At 63.5% G+C, this 14,817-nt stretch carries 15 protein-coding genes; 7 read left to right on the plus strand and 8 right to left on the minus strand.

The features are described 5' to 3' along the window. Positions 1–14 precede the first annotated feature (14 nt). Entirely contained in the window at positions 15–1,949 is a 1,935-nt protein-coding gene (locus tag AXW83_RS13970) for a propionyl-CoA synthetase (protein ID WP_066614465.1), read from the minus strand. A gap of 150 nt (positions 1,950–2,099) precedes the next feature. On the opposite strand from AXW83_RS13970, the gene AXW83_RS13975 reads away from it, so the two are divergent. Beyond that, positions 2,100–2,864 (plus strand): sulfite exporter TauE/SafE family protein, encoded by a 765-nt coding sequence (locus tag AXW83_RS13975; protein ID WP_066614466.1) that lies wholly within the window; start codon positions 2,100–2,102, stop codon positions 2,862–2,864. A gap of 94 nt (positions 2,865–2,958) precedes the next feature. Then, a complete protein-coding gene (locus AXW83_RS13980) occupies positions 2,959–4,587 on the plus strand; it encodes an acyl-CoA synthetase (protein ID WP_066620490.1) in 1,629 nt (542 codons plus the stop codon). A gap of 131 nt (positions 4,588–4,718) precedes the next feature. Here the strand turns inward: AXW83_RS13980 and AXW83_RS13985 are convergent, their stop codons facing one another. The 3 genes from AXW83_RS13985 to AXW83_RS13990 all read right to left on the minus strand — a co-directional run bounded on the left by AXW83_RS13985 (position 4,719) and on the right by AXW83_RS13990 (position 7,877). Further along, the gene (locus AXW83_RS13985; protein WP_156640048.1) at positions 4,719–5,723 is read right to left on the minus strand and encodes a hypothetical protein; all 1,005 of its coding nucleotides are present in this window, start codon (positions 5,721–5,723) and stop codon (positions 4,719–4,721) included. Continuing rightward, entirely contained in the window at positions 5,720–7,030 is a 1,311-nt protein-coding gene (locus AXW83_RS27100) for a hypothetical protein (protein ID WP_156640049.1), read from the minus strand. The genes AXW83_RS13985 and AXW83_RS27100 overlap by 4 nt, the downstream gene beginning before the upstream one ends. Positions 7,031–7,688: 658 nt before the next feature. Beyond that, positions 7,689–7,877, minus strand: a complete 189-nt coding sequence (locus AXW83_RS13990; protein WP_066614470.1) for a YdcH family protein — start codon at positions 7,875–7,877, stop codon at positions 7,689–7,691. 228 nt (positions 7,878–8,105) lie between these two features. On the opposite strand from AXW83_RS13990, the gene AXW83_RS13995 reads away from it, so the two are divergent. From AXW83_RS13995 to AXW83_RS14015, 5 genes are all read left to right on the plus strand, one after another. Then, a complete protein-coding gene (locus AXW83_RS13995; RefSeq protein ID WP_066614471.1) occupies positions 8,106–8,324 on the plus strand; it encodes a YdcH family protein in 219 nt (72 codons plus the stop codon). A gap of 92 nt (positions 8,325–8,416) precedes the next feature. Beyond that, a complete protein-coding gene (gene purE / locus AXW83_RS14000; RefSeq protein ID WP_066614472.1) occupies positions 8,417–8,917 on the plus strand; it encodes a 5-(carboxyamino)imidazole ribonucleotide mutase in 501 nt (166 codons plus the stop codon). Beyond that, entirely contained in the window at positions 8,914–10,014 is a 1,101-nt protein-coding gene (locus AXW83_RS14005) for a 5-(carboxyamino)imidazole ribonucleotide synthase (RefSeq protein WP_066614473.1), read from the plus strand. Before purE ends, AXW83_RS14005 begins: the two co-directional genes overlap by 4 nt. A gap of 165 nt (positions 10,015–10,179) precedes the next feature. Next, the gene (gene rpsU / locus AXW83_RS14010) at positions 10,180–10,416 is read left to right on the plus strand and encodes a 30S ribosomal protein S21 (RefSeq protein WP_066614474.1); all 237 of its coding nucleotides are present in this window, start codon (positions 10,180–10,182) and stop codon (positions 10,414–10,416) included. A 211-nt stretch (positions 10,417–10,627) separates the two neighbouring features. Beyond that, the gene (locus tag AXW83_RS14015) at positions 10,628–11,521 is read left to right on the plus strand and encodes a tetratricopeptide repeat protein (protein ID WP_082767125.1); all 894 of its coding nucleotides are present in this window, start codon (positions 10,628–10,630) and stop codon (positions 11,519–11,521) included. A 12-nt stretch (positions 11,522–11,533) separates the two neighbouring features. Here AXW83_RS14015 and AXW83_RS14020 read toward each other — a convergent pair whose 3' ends face one another. The 4 genes from AXW83_RS14020 to AXW83_RS14035 all read right to left on the minus strand — a co-directional run bounded on the left by AXW83_RS14020 (position 11,534) and on the right by AXW83_RS14035 (position 14,816). Next, positions 11,534–12,382 (minus strand): alpha/beta hydrolase, encoded by an 849-nt coding sequence (locus tag AXW83_RS14020; RefSeq protein ID WP_066614475.1) that lies wholly within the window; start codon positions 12,380–12,382, stop codon positions 11,534–11,536. Positions 12,383–12,421: 39 nt separating this feature from the next. Next, complete coding sequence (locus AXW83_RS14025; protein ID WP_156640051.1) at positions 12,422–12,901, minus strand: GNAT family N-acetyltransferase; 480 nt, start codon at positions 12,899–12,901, stop codon at positions 12,422–12,424. A 73-nt stretch (positions 12,902–12,974) separates the two neighbouring features. Then, positions 12,975–14,378, minus strand: coding sequence for an NAD(P)(+) transhydrogenase (Re/Si-specific) subunit beta (locus AXW83_RS14030; protein WP_066614479.1), 1,404 nt, complete (start codon positions 14,376–14,378; stop codon positions 12,975–12,977). Between the two features lie 6 nt (positions 14,379–14,384). Further along, positions 14,385–14,816, minus strand: coding sequence for an NAD(P) transhydrogenase subunit alpha part 2 (locus tag AXW83_RS14035; RefSeq protein WP_066614482.1), 432 nt, complete (start codon positions 14,814–14,816; stop codon positions 14,385–14,387). Position 14,817 lies beyond the last annotated feature (1 nt).

Consider the following 14,817-nt stretch of genomic DNA (forward strand, 5'->3'; position numbering starts at 1 on the left):
AAACGGCGCAGACTTTAACCCAGCCCCCTGCCCTTCAGCGCGACGGCGATCTCGTCCAGCACCGTCGCGTCCTCGATCGTCGCCGGCATAGCGTAATCCTCGCCATCGGCGATCTTTTTCATCGTCGCCCGCAGGATCTTGCCCGACCGCGTCTTCGGCAGCCGGCCGACCGTCAGGGCCAGCTTGAAGGCGGCCACGGGCCCGATCCTGTCGCGCACCAGCGCCACCAGTTCCGTCTCGATCTCGGCATGGCTCTGGCTGGCGCCGGACTTCAGCACCACGAAGCCGCAAGGCAGCTCGCCCTTGAGCGCGTCCCTGATCCCGATCACGGCGCATTCCGCCACCGCCGGATGCGAGGCCAGCACCTCTTCCATCCCGCCGGTCGAGAGCCTGTGCCCGGCGACGTTGATGATGTCGTCGGTCCGGCCCATGATGAAGACATAGCCGTCTTCGTCGATATAGCCCGCATCCGAGGTGTTGTAGTAGCCCGGATAGGTCGAGAGATAGGCCTCTGCGAAGCGATCATCCGCCTGCCACAGCGTCGGCAGCGCACCCGGCGGCAGCGGCAGTTTGAGCACGATCGCGCCCATCGTTCCTGCCGGCACGGGCCTGCCGCCCTCGTCGAGGCAGCTGACCTCCCAGCCCGGCAGCGGCACGCTCGGCGAACCCGGCTTCACCGGCAGGCGTTCCAGCCCGATCGGATTGCCGACGATGCAGAACCCGGTCTCGGTCTGCCACCAATGGTCGATCACCGGCACCTTCAGCACGTCCGCCGCCCAGTTCAGCGTGTCGGGGTCGGCCCGCTCCCCGGCCAGGAACAGCGCCCGAAACTGCGACAGGTCGTGCCCCGCCAGATGCTTCGCCTGCGGATCCTCCTTGCGGATGGCGCGAAACGCGGTCGGCGCGGTGAACAGCGCCACAGCATTGTGCTCGGCCGCGACGCGCCAATAGGCGCCGGGGTCGGGCGTGCCGACCGGCTTGCCCTCGTAGAGGATCGTCGTCGCACCCTGCAGCAGCGGCCCATAGACGATGTAGCTGTGGCCGACGACCCAGCCGACATCGGACGCTGTGAACATCACCTCGCCGGGCCTGACGTCGTAGAGGTTGTCCATGCTCCATTTCAGCGCGACCATGTGCCCGCCATTGTCGCGCACCACGCCCTTGGGCCGGCCTGTCGTGCCCGAGGTGTAGAGTACATAGAGCGGGTCGGTCGCCGCGACCTCAACACAATCCGCCCTGCGCCCATTGGCCTTGGCGGCAGCGACCAGCGCTCGCCAGTTCCGGTCGCGCCTGACATGCATCGAGGCCTCGACTTGTGGCCGCTGCAGCACGAGGCAGGCATCGGCCTTGTGCGCGGCAAGATCGATCGCCGCATCCAGCAGCGGCTTGTATTCGACCACGCGCGCGGGCTCGATGCCGCAGGACGCCGCCAGGATCAGCTTCGGCAGGGCATCGTCGATCCGCGTCGCCAGTTCCTTGGCCGCGAAGCCCCCGAACACGACCGAATGCACCGCCCCGATCCGCGCGCAGGCCAGCATCGCGAAGACCGCCTCTGGAATCATCGGCATGTAGAGGATGACGCGGTCGCCCTTGCCCACACCGAGATCTTGCAGCACAGCCGCCAGCACCGCGACCTCGTCGAGCATTTGCGCATAGCTGAAGACGGCCTTGGTCCCGGTGACCGGGCTGTCATGGATCAGCGCGGGCTGCTTGCCCCGCCCGTCGCGCACATGCCGGTCAAGAGCATTGAAGCAGGTGTTGCAGGTCGCATCGGGAAACCAGCGCCCATAGATGCCCAAAGTTGCGTCGAAGATCGTTGCCGGGGGCTTGATCCATTCGATGGCCTGCGCGGCCTGCGCCCAAAAACCCTTCGGATCGGCCTGCCACCGGGCATAAGCCTCGGCATAGCGGCCCGCATGCGGGGCGTTGCGTGCATGCTCGGCATTCATGATGCGCGTTCCTCTTGGCCGGCTTTGGGCCTAAACCCTCGCATCGGGCCGACAGTGGCGGGGGCGGATTTTGCGCGGGATCGTGATCACTAAGGCCGCCTGGCGCAAGCGCCGCACCCTCAGACTTTCGCACGGCTTTCCCGCGCTCTGATGCTGCTCGATCCCGCCTTCTTCGCCGCGATGGTGCCGGCCGTAATCCTGATGGGCCTGTCCAAGGGCGGCTTCGCCGGACTTGGCCTGCTGGCGCTGCCGCTGATGGCCCTCGTCGTTTCGCCGGTACAGGCGGCCGCGATCATGCTGCCGCTGCTGATCTCGCAGGATGTCGTCACGGTCTGGTCTTATCGCCGCGAGTTCGACCGGCGCATCCTTGCGACGCTGTTACCGGGCGCACTCATCGGCATCCTCGCCGGCTATCTCCTGGCGGCAAAGGTGTCGGACGCGGCGGTCGGTCTCGCGGTCGGTATGATTTCGATCGGCTTCGCCATGCGCAACCTGCTGGGGCTCGCCGGTGCGCAGGCCAAGGTCAGGCGGGCCGGTTTCGGCGCCGGCACGCTTTGGGGCGCGATCTGCGGCTTCACCAGCATGATCGCCCATGCCGGCGGCCCGCCCTTCCAGATCTATGTCATGCCGCAGCGACTGCCGCCTGCCGTCTTCGTCGGCACGGGCGCGATCTTCTTCGCCATGATCAACCTGATCAAGGTCGGGCCCTATATCGCGCTCGGCCAGTTCTCGGCGCAGAACCTCACCGCGTCGCTTGCTCTGCTACCGGTCGCGGTGGCAGCGACCTTCGCCGGCGTCTGGCTGGTGCGCCGCGTGCCGGCCGAGCGCTTCTACACGATCATCTACTGGCTGCTGCTGGCGGTCGGCGCCAAGCTGGTCTTCGACGGCATACGGGGCTTGCATCTGATCAGCTGAATCACGCCAGGATTGCGCCCTCTCGGAAAAAAGGATGGATTACCAGGAAGGCGCAGGGCCGCTAGACCAAAGCGCCAGCCTTGGGGGGCCATCCGTGACAGCCAGCGCCTACGACACCGATCTCGACCGCAACCCGGCGAATTTCCAGCCGCTGACGCCGCTGCCCTTTCTGGAGCGCGCCGCGAGCGTCTTCCCCGAGCACATTGCCATCATCCACGGCCCGCTGCGCCGCAGCTATGCCGAGTTCTATGCCCGCTCGCGGCGCCTGGCCTCGGCGCTGGCGAAGCACGGCATCGGCAGGAACGACACCGTCGCCGCCATGCTGCCCAATACGCCGGCTATGCTCGAATGCCATTACGGCGTGCCGATGTGCGGCGCCGTGCTCAACACGCTGAACACCAGGCTCGACGCGGCGATAATCGCCTTCTCGCTCGACCATGGGCAGGCCAAGGCCGTCATCATCGACCGCGAGTTCGCCAAGACGATGCGCGAGGCGCTGGCGCTCTGCGAGGCCAGGCCCCTCGTCATCGATTACGACGACCCTGTCTATGACGGCCCCGGCGACCGCCTCGGCAACATCGAATACGAGGATTTCATCGCTGGGGGAGATCCCGACTTCGCCTGGGCGATGCCCTCAGACGAATGGGACGCGATCGCGCTGAACTACACCTCCGGCACCACCGGCGACCCCAAGGGCGTGGTCTATCACCATCGCGGCGCCAATCTGCTGGCGACCTCCAACGTCCTGACCGGCGGCATGGCGAGGCACCCGGTCTATCTCTGGACGCTGCCGATGTTCCACTGCAATGGCTGGTGCTTCCCCTGGACGATCTCGCTGCTGGCGGGCACCCATGTCTGCCTGCGCCAGGTCCGGGCCGGGGCGATGTACGACGCGCTCGCCGACCATGGCGTCACGCATATGTGCGGTGCGCCGATCGTGATGTCGACGCTGCTCAACGCGACTGCCGGGGAAAAGCGCGACTTCAACCAGAAAGTCGCCTTCTTCACCGCCGCCGCCCCGCCGCCCGAGGCCGTGCTCGGCGCGATGAAGCAGGCCGGCTTCGAGGTGACGCATCTCTACGGCCTGACCGAAGTTTACGGACCCGCCGTCGTCAACGAATGGAACCGCGACTGGGACGCGCTGCCGCCCCCCGAGCAGGCCGCGCTGAAGGCCCGCCAGGGCGTGCGCTACCCGGCGCTCGAAGGGCTCGACGTGATTGACCCCGACACGATGCAACCCGTCCCCCGCGACGGCGCCACGCTCGGCGAGGTGATGATGCGCGGCAATGTCGTGATGAAGGGCTATCTGGGGAACCCGAAATCGACGAAAGCCGCCTTCGAGGGCGGCTGGTTCCACACCGGCGATCTCGGCGTGCGCTATCCCGACGGCTACATCCAGCTCAAGGACCGCTCCAAGGACATCATCATCTCGGGCGGCGAGAACATCTCCTCGATCGAGGTCGAGGACGCGCTCTACAAGCATCCGGCCGTGCAGGCCGCCGCCGTGGTCGCGAAACCCGACGAGAAATGGGGCGAAACCCCTTGCGCCTTCATCGAGCTCAAGCCCGGAAAGACGGCGACGGAGGAAGAGATCATCGCCTGGTGCAAGGGCCTGCTGGCCTCGTTCAAATGCCCGCGCACGGTGGTCTTCACCGAGGTGCCGAAAACCTCGACGGGGAAGATCCAGAAGTTCAGGCTGCGGGAGATGGCGCGGGGGTTGTGAGCGGGATCGAGATTCGGCTCGGGGTGAGGAGCCGAAGTTAAGCCACTTCAAGATCTGCAGAAGCGGTTAGGCTTTAGCCGTGCGTTTGGAGAAGTTCGCTTCAATACCTTTTGATTCCATTTTTCACAATCCTACTCCGTTTTGTCCGCTTCCCATCTCTTTAGTTGGTTTCCGTTCTCATTCCACCAGCGCTGTAATCTGAGAGCGGCTTCCAAAGCTTCTGCAACATCGTCCACTTGGTCAACAAACGCCCTCTGTGTCTCGAGGCGAGGGGTATCGATCACAATGCCTAGAGAGTGCCCGGCTCGCCGAAGATAAGCACCAGTGTCCACAAGGTTCTGAGGAGCGACAAGGGAGTCCACCATTGCAGCGCGACCCGTCAACATGATCTTTACCGACGCGGAGCGTGCCGAACTATCCCAGCATTGTAGCGACATCCTGGGGCGCGCGACCTCTGCGTGCTGGACCAACGTTCGAGGGACATCGAAATAAACCGTCCGTGATGCGTCCGGCCTGACGCCATCAGCGTTAGGATTGTGCTTCATAGCCAGATCGGGAAAGCGATCAACAATTAGCTGACGAATTCCCGCGAAGAAGTCGATCGCGCCAGCATTAGGCATTGGTTCATACGGCGCCTCGGCTTGCCGGATCGCCGATTCAAGAAGCACGCGATCATCACTGCCAACATGCTCTAGGAAATCCTCGTAGGCAATGCGGACATCGAACATCTTGCCGGACCGGCTGCTGGCCAGATAGCGTGCTGGCGCAAGAAGGACCGAATAGGCCTCGCGACCGGAGCCTCGATAGGCCGCAACGCTCCTTTGATAGCGTTGGGGCTGGCCATGTCCGTCTCTGGTGATACTGTAAGCAGCGTCTATCTTGTTCTCGATTAACAGTAACGGACCGCCTCGAAAATCCATTACGATATCGATAGAACCTGTTCCGGCGACGTGACGCACCTGCGCTTTTACATCGCAAACGCCAAGAATACCTTGGACACACGCCCCTCTCGAAAAATGAGCGGCGACCTCCGAGCGGGATCGAAGCAGCCTTACGAACAATGCGTCGGTGTCTCGCTCATAAGTTCGCAGAGCGGTCTTCAACCGACCGGAACCGCTAATGAACGACGCCTTCATGACCAGTTTTCCCACTCTTTGCGCAAATTGCGATGTACGACGCCAACCTGATCAGTTCGAAAGCTCGCCCAAGCCCGACCGATTGCAATAATACGAACCGTGTCGGCACGTAGGCGCTCGGGTAGCCCGCTAGGCCCATCGACATGCAGGGCCGCCTCGATCGCCGCAGCAACTGATCCCGGCGGCAAAAACGATTCCAAACGCCTATCTTCCAGCCCCGCCATTTGGGGATCGAGCACCACTTCTTCGCATGGGCGAAGGAGTACTTCCCGGCACGTTCCTGCAGTTACAGGAAGCCAAACGACATAGTTGTGCTCACCCTGATCGGGCTCCAACTCGGCGGGGAACCGTAGGCCAAAGGGCCCGTCGCTGCGCAGCGAAAGATTTCCCTCCATAAATGGCACGTTCACCCTATGCCATTTCCCAGCGAGCTCGATCTCGACCTCATCATACAGCTCATCGAGATACAGCCAAGGTTTACGGATATGCAGCGGCCCGTCCGGGCCGATCAACTCTAGCACACTGCGAATTTCGAATAGGGCTGCGGGAGAGTGACGGTCATCAGCTGGGCCAACGGCTAGACGCACCTCACGCAGAATCGTCAAGTCAACGGGGATAGATTGATTTGTAATATGGACAGTAACAATGCACTGCATCGTAATAGATTTAGGCTCAGTAAATAAGACAATGGATGGAATGAGAGGAAAATCTTCCACATGCTCCAACCAATTTGCCAGCGGACCTCTAAGCAGCGAACTTGATGACGGAAAGATCTGTTCTGCTGCGAGGTCATATCGTCCTGGGAGAACGGTCATGCACTCAATGTGCGCATGGAGCTTTTCGACACGTGCGACCTGACAAGCGAGAGTCTGAAGCGTCTCCGATAACATGCTCCAGAAGACATTTAGTTCCGGTTCGACTTCGCCTGCTCTAACCGCGTCATCAAGACTGGAGCCACGGAATGCCAGAAGCAAAATATCGTCCTCGGGTTCACAAATGGCGTTTGCAATTTTCTTAGCGTATTCTGCAATCTTGTTCGGCTTCTTGCATTGGCGAAGGTCCCTGCGGCGTTGAGCTGGATTTTCATGCTCATGCCAGATCTCACGACAGATTTCTGTAATACCTTTCCTACCTCGCCTATTGCCGTGTTCCGTTATAAGTTTATCCAGATTATATGCGGCGCGTTCGCATTCGCCGGACCTGAAATTGATCCTCTTCTGCGCAATAACCTCACGTAGTCTTTTTGCTTCGCGCTCACGAGTTTCTTGAGTTTCGGGTCGATCAGGAAAATCGGCGCCATTCTTCATATTGCGCTCCTTTTGGCGCGCGTGGCATACTGGCGCCGATATCGCCTTCCCGCTCGTCCCACAGGACGCAGGACTGTAACGACTCCCTCTCGACCCAAGACGGCGGCAAGCGCCCGAACTCGCTTGACTGCATCCGGGTCGAAACCTTCGGCAATGAGCATCATTGCAGTGTCGCCGCTCATGCGTATCGTCACAGCGCCTTCTCCGGCATGATGCGCGATGTCGCCATGTTCGATGAGAAGGGAAGCCAGATTCAACGGGATGCTTCGTGCACCACAGCGTCGAAGGGCATGTCGGGTAAATTGGGGATTTGGATTTGCGAGGTTCACGGTGTGTCTCCTTGCTGACCCCTTGATCATCGCACGTGCTGTGACGCTCGTTCTTCAGAAATAGTAATTTACCTTGTCTTTTTTTCGGAAGTAAAAATTGTAATTTTAGCCCATGAAAGATAGCAAAAAGGCCGCGACATTTCGGCTTGAAGCGAGGCTGGAAGCTGAACTGGCCCTTCGCGATACGGAGATTTTCTCCGCGTAGCCATGTCAAACTCCCCGGACCTCTCCACCGTCTCACCCCATACGAAAAACCGGCCCCTCTCGGGACCGGCCGATTCTCACGAAACGCAATGGAAAATCCGGGCCGCATCAGCCCGGTGACGCCCTCAATGCAAGGTCTGGCCGGGTACGGCCTGCCTCACCCTCTCGATCTCCTCCTTCAGCAGCAGCTTCTTTCGCTTCATCTCGACCACGTTCAGATCGTCCGATGAGGGGCTGGCCACGGCCTGGGCAATGGCTGCCTCGAGTTGGCGGTGTTTGCGTTCGAGTTCGACGAGATGGGTCTGCAGCGACATCTGGATCCTCCTGATGATCGGTTGACGGGGACAAGTCTGACACAGAGCCGGCTTCACGTCTGCGGGGCAGTCTCGCGCCGCACCATGACTTTCCGTGATCATGAACGAGCCCTCGTCGAGAAGACGCGAATATGACGCGTCGCGTTTACGCAGGACACTCCGCGCTCTTGCGGGGCGCCCGGCGTCTCAGCATAGTCATGATCAATCGCGGCGATGATGAGATGGCTTATGGGATTCGAGCTCAGCGTGGAGGAGGTGGAAGCCTTCACGACGGAACTGGCACGATTGCGCGAGGAACATCGCGATCTCGACAGCGCCATCGACGCGCTGGAACGCGTCGGCGCGATCAACCAGATCCAGGTCCAGCGCCTGAAGAAGCGGAAGCTCTACCTCAAGGACCGCATCGCCCAGATCGAGGACGCACTGACGCCCGATATCATCGCGTAAGCGCGAAAATCCCGATTGCCCGCTTGCTTCCGCAGCGTTGCGCGGTCTAGATCGCGCGCTTCCTCTCCCGAGCCGCGGAAGCGATCCGTCTTATGGCCACCTCTCCCCCGCCCGTCGCCATCATCATGGGCAGCCAGTCCGACTGGGCGACGATGCGCCATGCCGCCGAGACGCTCGACGCTCTCGAAATCGCCTATGACGCGCGCATCGTCTCGGCGCACCGCACGCCCGATCGCATGGTCGCTTTCGCCAAGGGCGCCAAAGCGGACGGCTTCAAGGTGGTGATTGCCGGCGCGGGCGGCGCGGCCCATCTGCCGGGCATGACCGCCTCGCTGACCCCCCTGCCCGTCTTCGGTGTCCCGGTCGAATCCAAGGCCCTGTCTGGCCAGGACAGCCTGCTCTCGATCGTTCAGATGCCGGCCGGCATTCCGGTCGGCACGCTTGCCATCGGCAAAGCCGGTGCGGTCAATGCCGCGCTCCTGGCAGCCGCCGTGCTGGCGCTCGGCGACGAGGCGCTGGCCTGGCGCCTCGATGCCTGGCGCGCCCGCCAGAGTGCCGCGATCGCGGATCGGCCCAGCAGGGACGAGGCATGAGCGCGGACGACTTCCCCGGCTTGAGCCCCGGCGCGATACTCGGCATCCTGGGCGGCGGGCAGCTTGCCCGAATGCTGGCGCTGGCCGCCGCCGATCTCGGCGTTCGCGTCCATATCTTCTGCCCCGACCCTGAAAGCCCCGCCTTCGACGTCTCCGCCGCACAGACCATCGCCGATTACGACGACGAAGCTGCGCTCGCCGGTTTCGCCGATGCCGTCGATGTCGTAACCTACGAATTCGAGAACGTTCCGGCCTCGACCGCGGCCTTCCTCGCCGCGCGCACGACATTGCGCCCGGGCGCCCGCGCTTTGGCGGTGACGCAGGACCGGTTCAGCGAAAAGACCTTCATCGCCGGTCTGGGCCTGGAGGTCGCGCCATTCCGCGCCGTTGATTCGCTTGCAGATCTCGAAGTTGCCGTGGCCGAACTCGGCCGACCCTCGGTCCTGAAGACGCGCCGCTTCGGCTATGACGGCAAGGGCCAGGTCAAGCTCGCGCCGGACAGCGACATCGCGCGGGCCTATGAGGAGATCGGCCGTTCTCCGGCGATCCTGGAAGGCTTCGTGCCGTTTTCGCGCGAGGTCTCGGTCGTCGCCGCACGCGGAAAGGACGGCGCCTTTGCCGCCTTCGATCTGTGCGAGAACGAGCACCGCGACCATATCCTGGCCTTCACGCGTGTCCCGGCCCGCGTCTCGCCGGCAGCAAGCGGGGCCGCCATCGAGGCAGCGCGGCAGATTGGCGCGGCACTCGGCTATGTCGGCGTCTTCGCAGTCGAACTGTTCGTGGTCGGCGAGGGCGACAGCGAGCGCATCGTCGTCAACGAAATCGCCCCGCGCGTCCACAACTCGGGACACTGGACCAGCGAAGGCGCGCAGACCTCGCAATTCCATCAGCACGTCCGCGCCGTTTGCGGCTTTCCGCTCGGCTCGCCCGAGCGGCGCGGTCGTGTCGAGATGGAAAACCTGATCGGCGATGCGGCCCTGCGCTGGCGCGAGCTGCTGGCAGAACCCGGCGCCCACCTGCATCTCTACGGCAAGCGCGAGGCCCGGCCCGGCCGCAAGATGGGCCATGTCACGCGAGTTTGGCCCGAGCAGGGCTGAGGCTGTGGGCGAACTTTGGCGGGCACGTTGTTTTCAGCGATTTTCCACGCTTTCCGGCGTGGACAGCCAAAACAATTTCTGTTATCCGCACGATCCTTCGAGCGATCTGCGTCGCAGTGTCGCTGACCGATTTTTTCGACCAACCCGCTAAAGACGGACACTCACGTGCAGGTTCTCGTTCGCGACAACAATGTCGATCAGGCTCTCCGCGCTCTCAAGAAGAAGCTCCAGCGCGAGGGCGTTTTCCGCGAGATGAAGCTTCGGGGCCATTACGAGAAGCCCTCCGAGAAGCGGGCTCGCGAGCAGGCCGAGGCCGTGCGCCGCGCCCGCAAGCTGCAGCGCAAGAAGCTGCAGCGCGAAGGCCTGCTGCCGGCGCCCGTCGCCAAGCCCAAGCGCCCCTGATTACACGCGGAAGCCCCTTGGGCTCCGCGAATCGACGATAAGACCGACTGCGCCTGGAGCCCCCTCCGGGCGCTGTTGCTTTTTCAGCGCCATTAACCAAGTGTTGGCAGGATACAGGCGTTCTCAGCGGAGACGCTTTCGGTCGGGGGAGCGCAATCACGTCGCGACGGCCACGGAGTCGCGCGACAGTCAAGGCACGGAACCACGACGCATGATCCAGAGCATCAATCGCGGCACCCTGAACCGCGGCAAGACCCTGATCCGGAGCACGAGCCTGATCGCGGCGGCGAGCGCGGCGCTCCTTCTCGCGGGCTGCGATACGGTCCCCGGCGCAGCCTCGCAGCAGGGCGTAGCCGAGATCGACATGAACTCGGCAGCCGACGCCAGCGTCAATATCGGCTCGTTGAGCGAGGTGATCTCGCGCAATCCCAACGACCCGAACGCCTACAACACGCGCGGCGCCGCTTATGCCCGCGTCGGCCGCTTCTCCGATGCCATCGCCGATTTCACCAAGGCGGTGCAGATCGATCCCAATCTCGCCTCGGCCTATACCAACCGCGCGCTCGCCCTGCGCCAGAGTGGCCGCAACGATGCCGCGCTCGCAGACTTCAACCGCGCGACCACGGCCAATCCGAACTACGCACCGGCCTATGTCGGCCGCGCCAACCTGCTGCGCGCCCAGAACAACAGCCAGCAGGCTTTGGCCGACCTCAACACCGCGATCCGCCTCAACCCGGAATCGGCCGAGGCCTTCCATGCGCGCGGGCTGGTCTACCAGAAGGAAGGCCAGCATCGCTACGCGATCTCCGATTTCGACTCGGTGATCGACCGCAATCCTTACACCGCCCCCCCTTACACCGCGCGCGGCCAGAGCCTGATCGCCGTCGGCAAGTTCGACGCTGCCATCGAGGACTTCACCGCCTCGCTCAACGTCGACAACCGCAACGCCGAGGCTTGGGCCGGGCGCGGCCTGGCGAGCGAAAAGCTCGGCAAGAAGAACGAGGCGATGGAGAACTACCAGCGCGCGCTTAGCATCGACAGCAGCAACGCCACCGCCCGCGCCGGCCAGGGCCGTCTCGGCGGCGGCGGCCTCTTCCGCAGCTGAGCCGGTCCGCACTCAGGGGCCGATCGTCACGGCGTCCGAGCCCTGCAGCGTTCCATCCGCGACCTGCGCGAGGAAGCGCCTGATCTCGGGAACCGAACCGTGCGACGGCAGGTTCTCGTGATCGCCTGACGGAAAACGGACGAAGCGCTTGGGCGGGTTCGCCAGACCGTAAAGCGCCTGCCCCTGCGCGAACGAAATGACGCGGTCGCGCTCGCCATGCAGCACCAGCAGCGGCGTCCGTACCTGGCTGATCACCGCATCCGAGCGGAACTGATCCTGCATCAGGAACGAGATCGGCACGAAAGGATAGACGCCTTGCGCGACGGCGACGGTCGAAAGATAGGGGGCTTCGAGCACGACAGCTACGAGCGGGACTTCGGACGCGAGCTTCAGCACGACGCCGGTGCCGAGCGATTCGCCATAGCCGATCAGAGTTGACGCGCCGAAGCGCGCCACGGCTGCGCCATAAGCGGCGCGCGCGTCGAGATGCAGGCCGGCCTCGGTCGGCGTTCCAGTCGAGCCGCCATAGCCGCGATAATTCACCGCGAACAGCCCCGTGCCGTCCTCCGTCAGCGCCTTGAAGCGCGCCTGCTGGACAGGTCTCGCGAAATTGCCGGCATTGCCATGGAAGAACAGCAGCACCGGCCTGCCGGCGCGCGGTGGCACGATCCAGGCGATCAGCCGCTCACCATCAGCCGCCGTCAGCGTGGTCTCCTCCAGCGCCGGCAGATCGACCCCGGCCGTCTCGGCACGGACGGGATTGCGCGGATACATCAGTTCGCGCTGCTTGACGAAGAGCAGGCCGAGCATTGCAGCATAGACCGCTATAGCGGAAAAGAGCAGACGGCCGATCCATTTCATGGCTGACCCTCGCGCGTCAGAATGGCGAAGACGCGACGCTCAATCGAGAACCTTGACCATTTCGATGGAAAGCTCTCCGAAGCCGGCGCGGCGATAGGCGGCGAGTGCGATGTCGTTGCGCGGAAGCACGCCAAGCAGAAGAACCTTGCGGCCAGCGGCGCGGGCGAAGCGCTCTGCCTCGGCCAGCAGCGCCTGGCCGATCCCGGCCTTCCGATGGCCGCTCGCGACGACGATATTCTCGATATGAACATGATCACGCCAGTGTTCCTGGACGTAGGGACCGGCTCGGCCAAGCTGCAAGGCCAGATAACCAACAACGCGGCCCTCGATATCGGCAACGAACTGCGCCCCGCCAGTCTCGCTCGCCTTATCGGCATCATCGTCCAGACAGGCCGCCGCCGTATCGAGCCCGGTGGTACGGTCATAGCTCAGCGCCGCTTCATGCGCCGTGAGTTCGAGCAGCAGGCCAATGACGGCCTCGCGATCGTTTGCCTGCATGCAGCGGATCGACAGTGTCACGAAATTAGCTCCAAACGAAAAAGACCGGCACGAAGCCGGTCTTTAGCGACAGGGGAATGACGACAGCGGGCGCTCAGTGCGCCATGGCCTTGACGATGTCGTCGGTGACCTTCTTGGCGTCTCCGAACAGCATCATCGTGTTGGGCCGGAAGAACAGCTCGTTCTCGACGCCGGCATAACCGGCCGCCATGCCGCGCTTGATGAACAGCACGGTCTTGGCCTTCTCGACGTCCAGGATCGGCATGCCGTAGATCGGCGAGGCCTTGTCGGTCTTGGCGGCCGGGTTGGTGACGTCGTTGGCGCCGATGACGAAGGCGACGTCGGCCTGGCCGAATTCCGAATTGATGTCCTCGAGCTCGAAGACCTCGTCATAGGGCACGTTGGCTTCCGCCAGCAGCACGTTCATGTGGCCGGGCATGCGGCCAGCCACCGGATGAATGGCGTATTTGACCTCGACGCCTTCCTTCTTGAGCAGGTCGGCCATCTCGCGCAGCGTGTGCTGCGCCTGCGCCACCGCCATGCCGTATCCGGGCACGATGATGACCTTGCCGGCATTCTTCATGATGTAGGCGGCATCATCGGCCGAGCCCTGCTTGACAGGCCGCGCCTCGACCGCGCCATCCGCCGCAGCGGCGGTATCGCCGCCGAAGCCGCCGAGGATGACGGAGATGAAGCTCCGGTTCATCGCCTTGCACATGATGTAGGACAGGATGGCGCCCGAGGAACCCACCAGCGCGCCGGTGATGATCAGCGCCATGTTGCCGAGCGTGAAGCCGATGCCAGCCGCAGCCCAGCCCGAATACGAGTTCAGCATCGAGACGACGACGGGCATGTCGGCGCCCCCGATCGGAACGATCAGCAGCACGCCGAGCGCGAACGAGACCAGCACGATCAGCCAGAAGACGACATGGCTCTCTGTCTTGATGAACAGCAGCAGCAGCACGACCAGCGCGACGCCGAGCCCGATATTGATGCCATGGCGCTGCGGCAGCATGATCGGCTTGCCGCTCATCCGCCCGTCGAGCTTGAGGAAGGCGATGATAGAGCCGGTGAAGGTGATCGCGCCGATGGCGACGCCCAGCCCCATCTCGAACAGGCTCGCGCCCTTGATATGGCCGACCAGCCCAATGCCGAACGCCTCGGGCGCATAAAGCGCAGCCGCTGCCACCAGCACGGCCGCGAGACCCACCAGAGAATGGAAGAATGCCACGAGCTGCGGCATCTGCGTCATCTGCACGCGCTTGGCCATGAACGCGCCGATGCCGCCGCCGATGGCGATGCCCGCCACGACCAGCAGCCAGCCCGAGAAACCGGCCGGCGGGAAGAACACGATGGTGGTGGCGATGGCGATGCCCATGCCCACCATGCCGTAGAAATTGCCCTGGCGCGACGTCGTCGGATGCGACAGCCCGCGCAGGGCCATGATGAACAGGACGCCGGAGACGACGTACAGCAGGGCGGAGAGATTGGCGGCCATCGGCGCTCAGCCCTTCTTCTTGTACATGGACAGCATCCGCTCGGTGACGAGAAAGCCGCCGAAGATGTTGACCGAGGCGAGCACGAGCGCCACGAAACCGAAGATTTTCGCCCAGATCGGTCCGTCGCCGAGTGCGGGCGCCGCCTGGACGCCGACCGCCAGGAGCGCGCCGACGACGATGACCGAGGAGATCGCATTGGTGACCGACATCAGCGGCGTGTGCAGCGCCGGCGTCACGGACCAGACGACGTAATAGCCGACGAAGACGGCGAGCACGAAGATCGCGAGCCGGAAGACCGTCGGATCGACGCCGGTCGCGGCTCCTGCCGCATGGGCAGCCTGCTCGGCGTATTTCTCGGCGAGTTCGGCCGCCTGCCTGGCGAGCGCCGCGGCGGAGCGGGCCTGTTCCACCGCCAGTTCGGGTGTCGGATTGGCCATG

Source organism: Bosea sp. PAMC 26642 (genome assembly GCF_001562255.1).
GTDB lineage: Bacteria > Pseudomonadota > Alphaproteobacteria > Rhizobiales > Beijerinckiaceae > Allobosea.

Excerpts from the sequence above, each read along its gene's own strand:
- AXW83_RS13970 (WP_066614465.1), bottom strand. The coding sequence starts at position 1,949 with ATGAATGCCGAGCATGCACGCAACGCCCCGCATGCGGGCCGCTATGCC.
- AXW83_RS13975 (WP_066614466.1), top strand. The coding sequence starts at position 2,100 with ATGCTGCTCGATCCCGCCTTCTTCGCCGCGATGGTGCCGGCCGTAATC.
- AXW83_RS13985 (WP_156640048.1), bottom strand. The coding sequence starts at position 5,723 with ATGAAGGCGTCGTTCATTAGCGGTTCCGGTCGGTTGAAGACCGCTCTG.
- AXW83_RS27100 (WP_156640049.1), bottom strand. The coding sequence starts at position 7,030 with ATGAAGAATGGCGCCGATTTTCCTGATCGACCCGAAACTCAAGAAACT.
- AXW83_RS13990 (WP_066614470.1), bottom strand. The coding sequence starts at position 7,877 with ATGTCGCTGCAGACCCATCTCGTCGAACTCGAACGCAAACACCGCCAA.
- AXW83_RS13995 (WP_066614471.1), top strand. The coding sequence starts at position 8,106 with ATGGGATTCGAGCTCAGCGTGGAGGAGGTGGAAGCCTTCACGACGGAA.
- purE (WP_066614472.1), top strand. The coding sequence starts at position 8,417 with ATGGCCACCTCTCCCCCGCCCGTCGCCATCATCATGGGCAGCCAGTCC.
- AXW83_RS14005 (WP_066614473.1), top strand. The coding sequence starts at position 8,914 with ATGAGCGCGGACGACTTCCCCGGCTTGAGCCCCGGCGCGATACTCGGC.
- AXW83_RS14015 (WP_082767125.1), top strand. The coding sequence starts at position 10,628 with ATGATCCAGAGCATCAATCGCGGCACCCTGAACCGCGGCAAGACCCTG.
- AXW83_RS14020 (WP_066614475.1), bottom strand. The coding sequence starts at position 12,382 with ATGAAATGGATCGGCCGTCTGCTCTTTTCCGCTATAGCGGTCTATGCT.
- AXW83_RS14030 (WP_066614479.1), bottom strand. The coding sequence starts at position 14,378 with ATGGCCGCCAATCTCTCCGCCCTGCTGTACGTCGTCTCCGGCGTCCTG.
- AXW83_RS14035 (WP_066614482.1), bottom strand. The coding sequence starts at position 14,816 with ATGGCCAATCCGACACCCGAACTGGCGGTGGAACAGGCCCGCTCCGCC.